Annotated in this window: 15 protein-coding genes; 14 read left to right on the plus strand and 1 reads right to left on the minus strand. The window is 72.2% G+C overall.

Features of this window, described 5'->3' with window-relative positions; translation table 11 throughout:
* Positions 1-85 precede the first annotated feature (85 nt).
* The 14 genes from PU704_RS16745 (at position 86) to tuf (ending at position 14,027) form a co-directional block, all read left to right on the plus strand.
* Positions 86-1,282 carry a 4-hydroxybenzoate 3-monooxygenase gene (locus PU704_RS16745; protein ID WP_277552100.1) on the plus strand — a complete coding sequence of 399 codons (1,197 nt, stop codon included), beginning with the start codon at positions 86-88 and terminating at the stop codon, positions 1,280-1,282.
* A gap of 164 nt (positions 1,283-1,446) precedes the next feature.
* A complete protein-coding gene (gene pcaH / locus PU704_RS16750; protein ID WP_420871643.1) occupies positions 1,447-2,274 on the plus strand; it encodes a protocatechuate 3,4-dioxygenase subunit beta in 828 nt (275 codons plus the stop codon).
* Complete coding sequence (pcaG, locus tag PU704_RS16755; RefSeq protein WP_277552101.1) at positions 2,267-2,851, plus strand: protocatechuate 3,4-dioxygenase subunit alpha; 585 nt, start codon at positions 2,267-2,269, stop codon at positions 2,849-2,851. Before pcaH ends, pcaG begins: the two co-directional genes overlap by 8 nt.
* A gap of 115 nt (positions 2,852-2,966) precedes the next feature.
* Entirely contained in the window at positions 2,967-4,412 is a 1,446-nt protein-coding gene (locus tag PU704_RS16760; protein ID WP_277552102.1) for a lyase family protein, read from the plus strand.
* The gene (locus PU704_RS16765) at positions 4,409-5,236 is read left to right on the plus strand and encodes an alpha/beta fold hydrolase (protein WP_277552103.1); all 828 of its coding nucleotides are present in this window, start codon (positions 4,409-4,411) and stop codon (positions 5,234-5,236) included. The genes PU704_RS16760 and PU704_RS16765 overlap by 4 nt, the downstream gene beginning before the upstream one ends.
* Positions 5,233-5,664 carry a 4-carboxymuconolactone decarboxylase gene (gene pcaC, locus PU704_RS16770; RefSeq protein WP_277552104.1) on the plus strand — a complete coding sequence of 144 codons (432 nt, stop codon included), beginning with the start codon at positions 5,233-5,235 and terminating at the stop codon, positions 5,662-5,664. The genes PU704_RS16765 and pcaC overlap by 4 nt, the downstream gene beginning before the upstream one ends.
* Positions 5,665-5,742: 78 nt before the next feature.
* Complete coding sequence (locus PU704_RS16775; RefSeq protein ID WP_277552105.1) at positions 5,743-6,936, plus strand: thiolase family protein; 1,194 nt, start codon at positions 5,743-5,745, stop codon at positions 6,934-6,936.
* A 46-nt stretch (positions 6,937-6,982) separates the two neighbouring features.
* A complete protein-coding gene (locus tag PU704_RS16780; protein WP_277552106.1) occupies positions 6,983-7,675 on the plus strand; it encodes a 3-oxoacid CoA-transferase subunit A in 693 nt (230 codons plus the stop codon).
* 130 nt (positions 7,676-7,805) lie between these two features.
* Complete coding sequence (locus tag PU704_RS16785; protein WP_277552127.1) at positions 7,806-8,453, plus strand: 3-oxoacid CoA-transferase subunit B; 648 nt, start codon at positions 7,806-7,808, stop codon at positions 8,451-8,453.
* 67 nt (positions 8,454-8,520) lie between these two features.
* Positions 8,521-9,333, plus strand: a complete 813-nt coding sequence (locus PU704_RS16790; protein WP_277552107.1) for an IclR family transcriptional regulator domain-containing protein — start codon at positions 8,521-8,523, stop codon at positions 9,331-9,333.
* Between the two features lie 315 nt (positions 9,334-9,648).
* A complete protein-coding gene (gene rpsL / locus PU704_RS16795; RefSeq protein WP_062734959.1) occupies positions 9,649-10,023 on the plus strand; it encodes a 30S ribosomal protein S12 in 375 nt (124 codons plus the stop codon).
* A complete protein-coding gene (gene rpsG, locus PU704_RS16800) occupies positions 10,023-10,493 on the plus strand; it encodes a 30S ribosomal protein S7 (RefSeq protein ID WP_047803917.1) in 471 nt (156 codons plus the stop codon). Before rpsL ends, rpsG begins: the two co-directional genes overlap by 1 nt.
* Before the next feature lie 69 nt (positions 10,494-10,562).
* A complete protein-coding gene (gene fusA / locus PU704_RS16805; protein WP_277552108.1) occupies positions 10,563-12,677 on the plus strand; it encodes an elongation factor G in 2,115 nt (704 codons plus the stop codon).
* Positions 12,678-12,836: 159 nt separating this feature from the next.
* Positions 12,837-14,027, plus strand: a complete 1,191-nt coding sequence (tuf, locus tag PU704_RS16810) for an elongation factor Tu (RefSeq protein WP_277552109.1) — start codon at positions 12,837-12,839, stop codon at positions 14,025-14,027.
* Between the two features lie 79 nt (positions 14,028-14,106).
* On the opposite strand, the gene PU704_RS16815 is transcribed toward tuf, so the two are convergent.
* Positions 14,107-14,490, minus strand: coding sequence for a VOC family protein (locus PU704_RS16815; RefSeq protein WP_277552110.1), 384 nt, complete (start codon positions 14,488-14,490; stop codon positions 14,107-14,109).
* Positions 14,491-14,704: the final 214 nt, after the last annotated feature.

Raw genomic sequence — 14,704 nt, forward strand, 5'->3', positions numbered from 1 at the left:
TGTCCCGTTGAACGGGAGCCCTGTGGTGGCCCCCACAGGGCGCTGAGAGACTGGACACATCCCGTCCGCCGTCCCAGGAGCACCCATGAGCACCGAGCGCACCGTTTCCTCGACCCGCGTCGGCATCGTCGGCGCCGGCCCGGCGGGGCTCATGCTCGCCCATCTCCTGGACCGGGCCGGGATCGACAGCATCGTGGTGGAGAAGCGCGACCGGGACACGATCCACACCACCCACCGCGCCGGCATCCTGGAGGCCGCCACGGTGCGGATGCTCACCGAGACGGGCGTGGACGGGCGCGTGCTCACCGAGGGCCACGAGCACCGGGGCACCGTCCTGCGCTTCCAGGGCGAGAGCCACCGCATCGACTTCCAGGACCTCGTCGGCCACTCCGTGTGGCTCTACCCGCAGAACGAGGTGTTCTGGGACCTCGCCGCGGCCCGCGAGCGCGACGGCGGGGACGTCCGCTGGTCGGTCACGGACACCGAGGTCCTCGACCTGGACACCGACCGGCCGCGGATCCGCTTCACCGACGCCGGGGGCACGCCGAGCGAGGTCCGCTGCGACGTCCTCGTGGGCGCCGACGGATCCCAGAGCGTCTGCCGCCGCGCGATCCCGGAGCACGCGCGCACCGACCACTTCGTCGAGTACCCCTTCGCGTGGTTCGGCATCCTCACCGAGGCCCCGCCGAGCGCCCCCGAACTCATCTACGCGAACTCCGAGCACGGCTTCGCCCTGATCTCCTCGCGCAGCGAGAGCGTCCAGCGCATGTACTTCCAGTGCGACCCGGAGGAGGACGTCGCCCAGTGGGACGACGAGCGGATCTGGGCCGAGCTGCAGCGCCGCGTCGACGGACCGGACGGTCTGCGGCTGCAGCAGGGGCCGATCTTCGACAAGACCGTGCTGAAGTTCCGCTCCTACGTCTGCGAGCCGCTGCGCCACGGCCGCCTCTTCCTCGTGGGCGACGCCGGCCACACGGTGCCGCCCACCGGGGCGAAGGGGCTGAACCTGGCGTTCTGCGACGTCCGCGCCCTCGCGCCGGCGCTGATCGGCTTCTTCCGCGACGGCGACGACTCCGGGCTGGCCGGCTACTCGGCCACCGCCCTGGAGCGGGTCTGGAAGGCGCAGAACTTCTCCTACTGGGCGACCAACCTGCTGCACGCCCAGCCGGGGGAGAACCCCTTCCACCAGAAGCGCCGGCACGGGGAGTTCACCGCGATCACCTCGTCCGCCCGCGGCGCCGCCTACTTCGCCGAGTGCTACACCGGCTGGCCCGAGGACTGACCCGCAGGTGTCGCCCGGCACCTCCCGCGGTGTTCGCACCGCGAACACTTGTACGAAGAACGCACCGATGCGCTAGAGTGCGGAGAGTCCTCCGCCGGGACGGCCGTCCGGTGCGGCAGCCCTCCTGCAACAGCGCAGCCACCCCGCAACAGAGGAGTCGAACCATGGCAGAGGAAGACCAGGACGCGCTCGGCGGCGCCTTCGAGCCGGTCTCGTGGACCCGGGGCGCCGACGACGCGGCCGAGACCCAGGCGGAGCTGAGCCGGGAGATGGACCGGATCGGTGAGGAGTACGCCGCCTCGGGCGCCGCCGAGACGCAGCCCCGCCTGGACTACGCGCCCTACCGCAGCTCGGTGCTGCGCCACCCCACCAAGGACCTGCACCACGCGGACCCCGAGACCATCGAGCTGCACGCCCCCGCCTTCGGCGACCGGGACGTGCACGTGCTCGAGTCGGACCTGACCGTCCAGGCGCAGGGGGAGCCCATCGGCGAGCGGATCAAGATCCGCGGGCGGGTCCTCGACGGCGACGGCCGCCCGGTGCGCCGCCAGCTGGTGGAGATCTGGCAGGCCAACGCCGCCGGGCGCTACATCCACAAGCGCGACCAGCACCCGGCGCCCGTGGACCCGAACTTCACGGGCGTGGGCCGGTGCCTCACCGGCGAGGACGGCTCCTACGAGTTCGTCACCATCAGGCCCGGCCCCTACCCCTGGAAGAACCACCGCAACGCGTGGCGTCCCGCGCACGTGCACTTCTCGCTGTTCGGCACGGACTTCACCCAGCGGATGATCACCCAGATGTACTTCCCGAACGACCCGCTGTTCGACCTCGACCCGATCTACCGGTCGATCGTCGACCCCGCGGCCCGCGAGCGGCTCGTGGCGCGGTACGACCACCAGGTCTCCGAGCACGAGTGGCTGCTCGGCTACCGGTGGGACATCGTGCTCAGCGGCTCCCACCGCACCTGGACGGAAGGCGACTCCGATGCATGAGACCCCCACGAGGACCCAGCTGCCGGCCACCCCCGGCCAGACCGTCGGGCCGTTCTTCGGCTACGCGCTGCCCTACGAGGGCGGCGAGCAGCTCGTGCCGTTCGGGCACCCGCAGGCGGTGCGCCTGCACGGGGACGTCGTCGACGGCCACGGGGTGCCGGTGCCCGACGCCCTGCTGGAGATCTGGCAGGCCGACGGCAACGGCGAGGTCCCCTCCGCGCCGGGCTCCCTGCGGCGGGACGGCTGGACCTTCACCGGCTTCGGCCGCGCGGCCGTGGACCACGCCGGGCACTACACCTTCACGACCGTCGACCCCGGCCCGACCGAGCCGGGCCGGGCGCCGTTCATCGCGCTGACCCTCTTCGGACGCGGCGTCACGAACCGGCTGTTCACCCGCGTCTACCTGCCCGAGGACGCCGAGGCGCTGGCGCAGGACCCGCTGCTGGCCTCGCTGCCGGAGGAGCGCCGCCGCACCCTGATCGCGCAGCGGGAGGCCGACGGCTCCCTGCGCTTCGACCTGCGGCTGCAGGGGGAGGGGGAGACCGTCTTCCTCACCTATCCCCGCCACGAGCAGTGACCCGCCACCAGCAGTGACCTCCCCGCACAGGGGGCCCGGCCGGACCGAGCCACCTGTGCGGGGAGCCGCCCCCACCGCGCCGGCGCCGGCCGGCCGAGCACCCAGGAGGACCCGCATGACCGACGTCGGACTGCTCAGCCCCGGAGCCCACCGCGGCGCCGCGGCCACGGACGACACCGCGGTCCTCCAGGCGCTGCTCGACGCCGAGGCCGCCTGGGTCGCCGCGCAGGCCGGGGCCGGACTGGCCCCGGCGGCCGCCGCCGACGCCGCCCGGGCGGCCGCCCGGGCCGGGGACTACGACGCCGCGGACCTGGCCCGGCGGGCCGAGGGCGGCGGCAACCCGGTCATCCCGCTGCTGGCCGACTACCGCCGCCGGCTGGGGCGGCTCGACCCGGACGCGGTACGCTTCGTCCACCGCGGGCTGACCAGCCAGGACGTCATGGACACCGCGATGATGCTGGTCGTCCGCCGCGCCGCCGAACCCCTCACCCGGGACCTGCGCGCTGCCCAGGACGCCCTGGCCCGCCTCGCCGACGAGCACCGCGGCACCGTCCAGGCCGCCCGCACCCTCACCCAGCACGCCCTGCCCACCACCTTCGGGCTCAAGGCGGCCGGCTGGCTCGCCGGGCTGCAGGACCTCGAGGAGGACCTCGCCGCGCTCGCCCGGCCCCCGCTGGCCTGCGGCGGGGCCGCCGGCACCCTCGCCGGGACCGTGGCCCTCTTCCCCGGCGCCCCGGACGCCGCGCAGCAGGCCCTGGACCTCGCCGGGGCCTGGGCCGGGGAGCTCGGCCTGGACCGCCCGCCCCACGTGTGGCACACCGCGCGACGGCCCGTGCTGCGGGCCGCCCACACCTTCGCGGCCGTCTGCGCGGCGCTGGGCCGGATCGCCAACGACGTGCTGCTGCTCTCCCGGCCCGAGCTCGGGGAGCTGCGGGAGCCGGCCGCCGCGGGCCGGGGCGTGTCCTCGGCGATGCCGCAGAAGCAGAACCCGGTGCTGTCGGTGCTGCTCAAGCGCACCGCGCTCACCGCGCCGCAGCTCGTGGCCCAGCTCCACGTCGCGGCCGCCGCGGTCGTGGACGAGCGCCCCGACGGGGCCTGGCACGCCGAGTGGCCCGCCCTGCGGGAGCTCGCCCGGCTGGCCGTCGCGGCGTCCTCGCACGCGGCCGAGCTCACCGCCGGGCTGGGCGTGGACGCCTCCCGGATGCGGGCCCACCTCGAGGCCTCCGGTCCCGGGGTGCTCGCCGAGCGGATCAGCGCCGCGCTCGCCCCGCTGCTGCCGCCCGCGGCGGACGGCAGCACGGGCGCGCAGCAGGTGCAGGCGGCCGTGCGGGAGCACGCCACCGACCGGCAGGCCCTGGAGGAGGCCCTGCTCCGGCTCGCCGCGGGCACCACCCTGCCCGACGGGACACCGGTGGACGGAACCACCGTGGCCGGGCTGCTGGAGCCCACCGGCTACCTCGGCGCCCACGACCTGCTGATCGACCGGGTGCTCGAGCGCCACCGCCGCACCGCCGGAAGCCCCCCGCCCGCCGCCCGCCCGACCCCAGGAGCACCCGCATGAGCGTCCCCGCCCTGACCCTCGTCGAGTTCACCGACCGCCCGGCCCCCTCGGCGCAGGCGCCGCTGGTCGTGCTCGGGCCCTCCCTCGGCACCTCCGTGACCTCGCTGTGGTCGGCCACCGCCCGCGCGCTCGAGGGCGACTACCGGGTGGTCGGCTGGGACCTGCCCGGCCACGGCGCCTCGCCGGCCTGCCCGGGAGCATTCGGCATGGCCGAGCTCGCCCAGGGGGTGCTCGATGCCGTCGACCGCTTCCAGGAGGCGACCTCGGTCGAACGACCGTTCTTCTACGCCGGGAACTCCGTGGGCGGCTGCGTCGGCCAGCAGCTGCTCCTCGACGCCCCCGGCCGGGTGCGCGCCGCCGTCCTGTTGGGCACCGCCGCCCGCGTCGGCGAGCCCGCCGGCTGGGCCGAGCGCGCCCGGCTCGTGGCCGCCGCCGGCACCCCCACCCAGGTCGAGGGCTCGGCCCGGCGGTGGTTCGCCCCCGGGTTCCTCCAGCGGAACCCGGTCACGGCCACGGAGCTGCTGCACGACCTGCAGGACGCGGACCGCGCCTCCTACGCCCGGGTCTGCGAGGCCCTCGGCGCCTTCGACGTCCGCGGACGGCTCGCCGCCGTGGACGCGCCCGTGCTGGCGGTGGCCGGCGCGCACGACCAGCCGGTCCCGCCCGAGGCCGTGGCGGAGCTGGCCGCCGCCACCGGCGGGCGCACCGTGGTGCTCGAGGGCGCCGCCCACCTGCTGCCCGCCGAGGCGCCGCTGGAGGTCGCCCGCCTGCTGGCCGGGCACTTCGCCGCCGTCCCCACCGACCCCGAAGGAGCCCGGGCATGAGCCAGGACCCCCGCCGCACCGAGCAGCAGGCGCACGACGAGGGCATGGCCGTGCGCCGCGAGGTGCTCTCCGACGCCCACGTGGACCGCGCCGAGGCCGGCAAGGACGCCTTCACCGCGCCGTTCCAGGACCTCATCACCCGCTACGCCTGGGGCGAGATCTGGACCCGCCCCGGACTGGACCGCAGGATGCGCAGCGCCGTCACCCTCACCGCGCTCATCGCCGCCGGGCACTGGGAGGAGTTCGAGATGCACGTGCGCGCCGCGCTGCGCAACGGCCTGGCGCGGGAGGAGATCCAGGAGATCCTGCTGCAGTCGGCGATCTACCTCTCCGTGCCCTCCGCCAACAACGCCTTCAAGCACGCGAAGCAGGTCCTCGACGCCCTCGACGCGGAGGCCGCCGGCGACGCCGTGCCCCCGGCCTCCTGACCTCCCGCCGCGCCCCGCCCGACACCCCGTGACCGACACCCCGTGACCGACGTGCCCCGTACGCCAGGAAGGACCACCATGACCGAGGCCTACATCTACGACGCCGTGCGCACCCCGTTCGGCCGCTTCGGCGGCGCCCTGGCCGGGGTGCGTCCCGACGACCTGGCCGCCCTGGTGATCGGCGAGCAGGTGCGGCGCGCTCCCGGGCTCGACCCGGCCGCGATCGACGAGGTGGTCCTGGGCAATGCCAACGGCGCGGGGGAGGAGAACCGCAACGTCGCCCGGATGGCCACCCTGCTGGCCGGCCTGCCGGTGGGGATCCCCGGCACCACCGTCAACCGTCTCTGCGGCTCCTCCCTGGACGCGGCGATCATCGCCTCCCGGCAGATCGGCGCCGGCGAGGCCGACGTGGTGCTCGTGGGCGGGGTCGAGTCGATGAGCCGGGCGCCCTGGGTGCTGCCGAAGACGGAGAGGCCCTACCCGGCGGGGGACCTGGCCCTGGCCTCCACCACGCTGGGCTGGCGGCTCGTGAACAAGAACATGGACCCCGAGTGGACGGTGTCCCTGGGCGAGGCCACGGAGCAGCTGGCCGAACGGCACGGGATCACCCGCGAGCGGATGGACGAGTTCGCGTTCCGCTCCCACCAGCGCACCCAGCAGGCGTGGGACGAGGGCTTCTACGACGACCTCACCGTCCCGGTGCCCGGTACGGAGCTGACCCGCGACGAGTCCGTGCGGGCCTCCTCCACCGTCGAGAAGCTGGGCGGGCTGAGGACCGTCTTCCGCACCCCGGAGCAGGGCGGCACCGTGACCGCCGGCAACGCCTCGCCGCTCAACGACGGGGCCTCGGCCGCCCTGCTGGGCTCGGCGCGGGCCGCCGAGCTCACCGGCCTGGCGCCGCTGGCCCGGATCGCCGGCCGGGGGGCCGCCGCCAACGAGCCCCAGTACTTCGGCTTCGCCCCGGTCGAGGCCGCGAACCTCGCGCTGCGCCGGGCCGGGATCTCCTGGGACGACGTCGCCGCCGTGGAGCTCAACGAGGCCTTCGCCGCCCAGTCCCTGGCCTGTCTCGACGCCTGGGGCGTCGACCCGGGCATCGTCAACCGGCACGGCGGGGCCATCGCGATCGGCCACCCGCTCGGGGCCTCCGGCACCCGGATCCTCGGCACCCTGGCGCGGTCCCTGCAGGCCTCCGGGGCCCGCTGGGGCGTGGCGGCCATCTGCATCGGCGTGGGCCAGGGACTGGCCGTCGTGCTCGAGAACGAGAACGCCTGAGACCCCGGCCGGGCCGCACCCAGACCACCGAAGGAAGGCACATCGCATGCTGAACATCGCAGAGAGCTGCGCGCAGGCCGTGGCCCCGATCCACGACGGCGCCACCGTCATGATCGGCGGCTTCGGCGTGGCCGGCCAGCCCGTCGAGCTCATCGACGCGCTGATCGAGCACGGCGCCGGCGATCTCACCGTCGTCAACAACAACGCCGGCAACGGTGACGTGGGGCTGGCCCGGCTGATCCAGCTGGGCCGGGTCCGGAAGATCGTCTGCTCCTTCCCGCGGCAGTCCGACTCGTGGCACTTCGACGAGAAGTACCGGGCCGGGCAGATCGAGCTCGAGGTCGTGCCCCAGGGCAACCTGGCCGAGCGGATCCGCGCCGCCGGGGCCGGCATCGGGGCGTTCTTCACGCCCACCGGCTACGGCACCCCGCTGGCCGAGGGCAAGGAGGTCCGGGAGATCGACGGCCGGCACCACATCCTGGAGCACCCCCTCCGGGCCGACTTCTCCCTGACCAAGGCGCACGTCGCCGATGCGGCGGGCAACCTCGTCTACCGCAAGACGGCGCGCAACTTCGGCCCCGTCATGGCCGCCGCGGCCGACACCTCGATCGTGCAGGTCACCGATGTCGTCGCACGCGGGGCGCTCGACCCCGAGGTCGTCGTCACCCCCGGCATCTACGTGGACACGGTCGTGCGGATCGCCGCCCCGGCCCGGACCGACCCCCGAGAGGAGCGCTGACATGAGCGAGCACACCGGCACGGACCCGAGCAGCGGGACGGACCCGAACAGCGGCACGGACCCCGGCACGGACGGGACCGGCGGCGCAGGCCAGGACAGCGCGCGCCAGGAGCGCGCGGGCGTCGTGCCCATGACGTCCCCGACGCCCCTGCGCCCGGAGGAGCTGGCCCGCGTCGTGGCCCGGGACATCCCGGCGGGGTCCTACGTCAACCTGGGGATCGGGCAGCCGACCCTCGTCGCCGACCACCTCACCGCGGAGGACGACGTCACCCTGCACACCGAGAACGGGATGCTCGGCATGGGCCCCGCGGCCCAGGGCGAGGAGGTGGATCCCGATCTCATCAACGCCGGCAAGATCCCCGTGCTGGAGACCCCCGGGTGCTCCTACTTCCACCACGCCGACTCCTTCGCCATGATGCGCGGCGGCCACCTCGACTGCTGCGTGCTCGGGGCCTTCCAGGTCGACGTGCACGGCAACCTCGCCAACTGGCACACCGGCAGCCCGGACGCGATCCCCGCCGTGGGCGGGGCGATGGACCTGGCCACCGGGGCGAAGCAGACCTTCGTGATGATGTCGTTGCAGAGCCGGGGAGGACAGGCCAAGCTGGTGGAGCGGTGCACCATGCCGCTCACCGGCGTGGGCTGCGTGTCCCGGATCTACACCGACCAGGCCGTCTTCCTCGTGGAGGCGGACGGGCTGAGCGTGCGCGAGACCTTCGGCACGAGCTTCGAGGAGCTGCGGCGGATCGTCGACGTCCCGCTGCGGCCCGCCCGCTGAGCACGGCGCGGCACCGGGTGCGCGGCGGCCCGCCGCGCACCCGCCCCAGGCTCCGAGGAGGCCACCGATGACCGAGCAGGACCGGACCGACCCCGCGGAGGAGCGGGGGACGCCCGGGCAGTTCGTGCAGTCCCTCGCCCGCGGGCTGCAGGTGATCACCGCCTTCGACGCCCGGCACCCCCGCATGACTCTCAGCGACGTGGCCCGGCGCACCGGCCTGACCCGGGCCACCGCCCGCCGGTTCCTGCTGACGCTGGAGGAGCTGGGCTACGTCCGCACGGACGGGCGCCTGTTCGAGCTCACCCCCCGGGTGCTCCAGCTGGGCTTCTCCTACCTCTCCGCGCTGTCGCTGCCGGCCCTGGCCGGGCCGCACCTGGAGGCGCTGTCCGCGCAGGTCGAGGAGTCCACCTCCGCCTCCGTGCTGGACGGCTCCGACATCGTCTACGTGGCCCGGGTGTCCACGCACCGGATCATGACCGTGGCGATCGCCGTCGGCACCCGCTTCCCGGCCCACGCCACGTCCATGGGCCGGGTCCTGCTCGCCGGACTCGACGTCCAGCAGCTCGCCGAGTACCTGCGCACGGCCCGGCTCGAGCGCCTCACCGAGCACACCCTCACGGACCCCGCCGCCCTCGAGGCCGACCTGCGGCGGGTCCGCGCCCAGGGGTGGGCGCTCGTGGACCAGGAGCTGGAGATCGGCCTTCGCTCGCTCGCCGCCCCCGTCACGGACCGGGCGGGGCGCGTGGTCGCGGCCGTCAACGTGTCCATGCGCGTGGGCATGCCGGGCGCGAGCGCGGGGGACCCCGTGCGCGACGTTGTCCCGGCGCTGCTCGAGTGCGCCCGGCGGATCTCCGCGGACCTCGCCGCGACCGGGCGCTGAGCCCTCCCGGCCCCCTGTTTTCCCGGAACGGGCCGATCTGATAGGCTGTCGAGGAATTGCACGGTCGTCCGCCGGCGCTCACCAGCGCCGCCGGGGGCCGCGGGAATCAATGGCAGAACGGACTCGGTCCTCTGGTACGCGGTGTGTACCAAAATGCCATCCTTTTCGTCTGCCCACGTGCCGGCAGCGCGGACGCCGTGGTGCCCGCCCGCCGGGCCCACGCCAGGCGCTGCACCCGTTCCCGGCCCCGGCCGGTCGCGGGGGAGCCGACCATCCAGCGGGCCGCTGCCGCGGCCCGTCCAATCAGGAGACACTGTGCCTACAATCCAGCAGCTGGTCCGCAAGGGCCGGACCCCGAAGGTCGTCAAGACCAAGGCGCCCGCACTCAAGGGCAGCCCCATGAAGCGCGGTGTGTGCACCCGCGTGTACACCACCACCCCCAAGAAGCCCAACTCCGCGCTGCGCAAGGTCGCCCGCGTGAAGCTCAACGGCGGCATCGAGGTCACGGCCTACATCCCCGGTGAGGGCCACAACCTCCAGGAGCACTCCATCGTGCTCGTCCGCGGCGGTCGCGTGAAGGACCTCCCCGGTGTCCGCTACAAGATCGTCCGCGGCGCGCTCGACACCCAGGGTGTCAAGGGCCGCCAGCAGGCCCGTTCCCGCTACGGCGCCAAGAAGGAGAAGAAGTAATGCCTCGTAAGGGTCCCGCTCCCAAGCGCCCGCTCGTCGTCGACCCGGTCTACAGCTCCCCGGTCGTCACGCAGCTGATCAACAAGGTCCTCCAGGACGGCAAGAAGTCCACCGCCGAGCGCATCGTCTACGGCGCCCTCGAGGGCGTCCGCGGCAAGACCGGCGCCGACCCCGTCGCCACCCTCAAGAAGGCCCTGGAGAACGTCAAGCCGGCCCTCGAGGTGAAGTCCCGCCGCGTCGGCGGCGCCACCTACCAGGTGCCCGTGGAGGTCAAGCCCGGCCGCGCCCAGGCCCTGTCCCTGCGCTGGCTCGTGGGCTACTCCAAGCTCCGCCGCGAGAACACCATGACGGAGCGTCTGCAGAACGAGATCCTGGACGCGTCCAACGGTCTCGGTGCCGCCGTGAAGCGCCGCGAGGACACCCACAAGATGGCGGAGTCCAACAAGGCCTTCGCCCACTACCGCTGGTAGAATCTTCTTCGGCCTGTCGGCCCCACCGGGCCGACAGGCCGCCGGCACCATCTCCTGAAGGGAAACACCGTGGCACTTGACGTGCTTACCGACCTCAAGAAGGTCCGCAACATCGGCATCATGGCCCACATCGATGCCGGGAAGACCACCACCACCGAACGCATCCTGTTCTACACCGGTATCTCCCACAAGATCGGCGAGACCCACGATGGTGCCTCCACCATGGACTGGATGGCGCAGGAGCAGGAGCGCGGCATCACCATCACGTCGGCCGCGACGTCCTGCTACTGGCACGACAACCAGATCAACATCATCGACACCCCCGGCCACGTGGACTTCACGGTCGAGGTCGAGCGCTCCCTGCGCGTGCTCGACGGCGCCGTCGCCGTCTTCGACGGCAAGGAGGGCGTCGAGCCCCAGTCGGAGACGGTCTGGCGCCAGGCCGACAAGTACGACGTCCCCCGCATCTGCTTCGTCAACAAGATGGACAAGCTGGGCGCCGACTTCTACTTCACCGTCGACACCATCATCAACCGCCTCGGCGCCAAGCCGCTGGTCATGCAGCTGCCGATCGGCTCCGAGTCCGCGTTCACCGGCGTCGTCGACCTGCTCACCATGAAGGCCTTCGTGTGGCCCGGCGACTCCAAGGGCGACGTCTCCATGGGCGCCAAGTACGAGATCGAGGACATCCCCGCCGATCTCCAGGAGCGGGCCGAGCAGTACCGCAACGAGCTGGTCGAGGCCGTGGCCGAGGCCGACGACGACCTGATGGAGAAGTACCTCGGCGGCGAGGAGCTGACCCTCGACGAGCTGAAGGCCGGCGTCCGCAAGCTGACCATCAACTCGCAGGCCTACCCCGTGCTGTGCGGCTCCGCGTTCAAGAACCGCGGCGTGCAGCCGATGCTCGACGCCGTGATCGACTTCCTGCCGTCCCCGCTGGACGTGCCGAACGTCGAGGGCCACGCGCTCAACGACGAGGAGGAGATCCTCACCCGCCCGGTCGACTCGACCGCGCCGTTCTCCGCGCTCGCGTTCAAGGTCGCCACCCACCCCTTCTACGGGCAGCTGACCTACATCCGCGTGTACTCCGGCAAGGCCGGCAACGGCGACCAGGTGCTGAACTCCACCAAGGGCAAGAAGGAGCGCATCGGCAAGCTCTTCCAGATGCACTCCAACAAGGAGAACCCGGTCGACACCATCCAGGCCGGCCACATCTACGCCGCCATCGGGCTCAAGGACACCACCACGGGCGACACCCTGTGCGACATCCAGAACCCGATCGTGCTGGAGTCCATGTCCTTCCCGGACCCGGTCATCTCGGTGGCCATCGAGCCGAAGACCAAGGGCGACCAGGAGAAGCTCTCCGTCGCGATCCAGAAGCTCTCCGCCGAGGACCCCACGTTCACCGTGTCCCTCAACGAGGAGACCGGCCAGACCGAGATCGGCGGCATGGGCGAGCTCCACCTGGACATCCTGGTGGACCGCATGAAGCGCGAGTTCAAGGTCGAGGCGAACGTCGGCAAGCCCCAGGTGGCCTACCGCGAGACGATCAAGAAGGCCGTCGAGAAGATCGACTACACGCACAAGAAGCAGACCGGTGGGTCCGGTCAGTTCGCCAAGGTGCAGATGGCCTTCGAGCCGATCCCGCTGGACGCCGAGGAGCTCTACGAGTTCGACAACAAGGTCACGGGCGGCCGCGTGCCCCGCGAGTACATCCCCTCCGTGGACGCGGGCATCCAGGACGCCATGCGGCTCGGCATCCTCGCCGGCTACCCGGTCGTGGGCGTCAAGGCCACGCTGCTCGACGGCGCCTACCACGACGTCGACTCCTCCGAGATGGCGTTCAAGATCGCCGGCTCCATGGTCTTCAAGGAGGGCGCCCGCAAGGCGCAGCCCGTGCTCCTCGAGCCGCTCATGGCGGTCGAGGTGCGCACCCCCGAGGAGTACATGGGCGAGGTCATCGGCGACCTGAACTCCCGCCGCGGCCAGATCCAGTCCATGGAGGACGTCAGCGGCGTCAAGCTGGTCAGCGCCCTCGTGCCGCTGTCGGAGATGTTCGGCTACATCGGCGACCTCCGGTCCAAGACCCAGGGTCGCGCCGTGTACTCGATGCAGTTCGACAGCTACTCGGAGGTCCCGAAGGCCGTCGCCGAGGAGATCGTGCAGAAGAACCGCGGCGAGTAGGCACCACCCCTCGGCCCCGGCCGGGAATTTCATCAATCACGCACAGCCAAAGTAGACTTGCAGAGGTTTCAGTACTGCTGAGTGCCTCAGCTCCCCCCGACCAACACCCGGTGGGGTAGTGCTGAGCAAGTTTCGACAAATGTTCTAGGAGGAACAACCATGGCGAAGGCCAAGTTCGAGCGCACCAAGCCGCACGTCAACATCGGCACCATCGGCCACGTCGACCACGGCAAGACGACGCTCACGGCTGCCATCTCCAAGGTCCTGGCGGACAAGTACCCGGACCTGAACGAGCAGCGCGACTTCGGCGCCATCGACTCCGCCCCGGAGGAGAAGCAGCGCGGCATCACCATCAACATCGCGCACATCGAGTACCAGACGGAGAAGCGTCACTACGCTCACGTGGACGCCCCGGGCCACGCCGACTACGTCAAGAACATGATCACCGGTGCGGCGCAGATGGACGGCGCCATCCTCGTGGTCGCCGCCACCGACGGCCCCATGGCCCAGACCCGCGAGCACGTGCTGCTCGCCCGCCAGGTGGGCGTCCCCTACCTGCTGGTGGCCCTGAACAAGTCCGACATGGTCGACGACGAGGAGCTGCTGGACCTCGTCGAGATGGAGGTGCGCGAGCTCCTCTCCGACCAGGGCTTCGACGGCGACAACGCCCCGGTCGTGCGCGTCTCGGCCCTGAAGGCCCTCGAGGGCGACCCCGAGTGGGTCTCCAAGGTCGAGGAGCTCATGGAGGCCGTGGACGAGAACGTGCCGGACCCCATCCGCGAGATGGACAAGCCGTTCCTCATGCCGATCGAGGACGTCTTCACGATCACCGGTCGCGGCACCGTGGTGACCGGCCGTGCCGAGCGCGGCACGCTGCCGATCAACTCCGAGGTCGAGATCGTCGGCATCCGCCCGGTCCAGAAGACCACCGTCACCGGCATCGAGATGTTCCACAAGCAGATGGACGAGGCCATGGCGGGCGAGAACTGCGGCCTGCTGCTGCGCGGTCTCAAGCGTGACGACGTCGAGCGCGGCCAGGTCGTGTGCAAGCCGGGTTCCATCACCCCGCACACCGACTTCGAGGCGAACGTCTACATCCTCTCCAAGGAGGAGGGCGGCCGTCACAACCCGTTCTACTCGAACTACCGTCCGCAGTTCTACTTCCGGACCACCGACGTCACCGGCGTCATCACGCTGCCCGAGGGCACCGAGATGGTCATGCCCGGCGACAACACCGAGATGACGGTCGCGCTGATCCAGCCGATCGCCATGGAGGAGGGCCTCGGCTTCGCCATCCGTGAGGGTGGCCGCACCGTGGGCTCCGGCCGCGTCACCAAGATCATCAAGTAGTCCCTCCGGGCTCTTTGCCGATCAGCAGGACCCCCGTCGCTCGCGCAGCGGCGGGGGTCCTGCCATGTCCGGGGCCTGCTCAGCCGGTGCGCTGGTGCAGGCACAGGACGTTGCCCTCGGAGTCGGTGAACCAGGCGGCCCGCATCCCCTCCGTGGTGGCCACATGGTCCACGGTCCGCAGGCCGGGGAGGTCGTAGTCCTCGAAGCGGACGCCCCGGCCCTCGAGCTCCCGGACCGCGGCCTCGACGTCGGAGACCTTGAAGCTGGCCTGCGTCAGCTCCGACACGGGCGCGTCCGGGCGCAGCAGCAGCTGCAGACCGATGTGCCCGTCGTCGCTGAACAGCACGCCCTCCGGTTCGGGGGCGTCACCGGGGGAGAGGCCGAGGGTCTGCTCGTAGAAGTTCCGGGCGCGGTCGAGGTCCCGCACGGGCACGATCGCGACCAGTCGCGTGGTGGACAGCATGGGAACCATCTCCCCGGACGTCGGTGCACGGACACGGCCAGGATACGGCCGCCCCCGCCGGCGCGGGTCGCGGAAGCCTCACGGTTGCGGCACGGTCGGGTACGCCGTGGTGCCGGCGGCGCCGCGGGCACGCGTGCGTTTGCACCGGGTGCCCATCTCTGGCAGGATGGACGACGTTGTTCAAGCGCCGACGTGTGCTCTCAGCGGTTCGAAC

The sequence above is a fragment of the Kocuria oceani genome (assembly GCF_029524215.1).
GTDB lineage: Bacteria > Actinomycetota > Actinomycetes > Actinomycetales > Micrococcaceae > Kocuria > Kocuria oceani.

Coding starts and splice junctions, on each gene's coding strand:
- PU704_RS16745 (WP_277552100.1), top strand. CDS start 86: ATGAGCACCGAGCGCACCGTTTCCTCGACCCGCGTCGGCATCGTCGGC.
- pcaH (WP_420871643.1), top strand. CDS start 1,447: ATGGCAGAGGAAGACCAGGACGCGCTCGGCGGCGCCTTCGAGCCGGTC.
- pcaG (WP_277552101.1), top strand. CDS start 2,267: ATGCATGAGACCCCCACGAGGACCCAGCTGCCGGCCACCCCCGGCCAG.
- PU704_RS16760 (WP_277552102.1), top strand. CDS start 2,967: ATGACCGACGTCGGACTGCTCAGCCCCGGAGCCCACCGCGGCGCCGCG.
- PU704_RS16765 (WP_277552103.1), top strand. CDS start 4,409: ATGAGCGTCCCCGCCCTGACCCTCGTCGAGTTCACCGACCGCCCGGCC.
- pcaC (WP_277552104.1), top strand. CDS start 5,233: ATGAGCCAGGACCCCCGCCGCACCGAGCAGCAGGCGCACGACGAGGGC.
- PU704_RS16775 (WP_277552105.1), top strand. CDS start 5,743: ATGACCGAGGCCTACATCTACGACGCCGTGCGCACCCCGTTCGGCCGC.
- PU704_RS16780 (WP_277552106.1), top strand. CDS start 6,983: ATGCTGAACATCGCAGAGAGCTGCGCGCAGGCCGTGGCCCCGATCCAC.
- PU704_RS16785 (WP_277552127.1), top strand. CDS start 7,806: ATGACGTCCCCGACGCCCCTGCGCCCGGAGGAGCTGGCCCGCGTCGTG.
- PU704_RS16790 (WP_277552107.1), top strand. CDS start 8,521: ATGACCGAGCAGGACCGGACCGACCCCGCGGAGGAGCGGGGGACGCCC.
- rpsG (WP_047803917.1), top strand. CDS start 10,023: ATGCCTCGTAAGGGTCCCGCTCCCAAGCGCCCGCTCGTCGTCGACCCG.
- tuf (WP_277552109.1), top strand. CDS start 12,837: ATGGCGAAGGCCAAGTTCGAGCGCACCAAGCCGCACGTCAACATCGGC.
- PU704_RS16815 (WP_277552110.1), bottom strand. CDS start 14,490: ATGCTGTCCACCACGCGACTGGTCGCGATCGTGCCCGTGCGGGACCTC.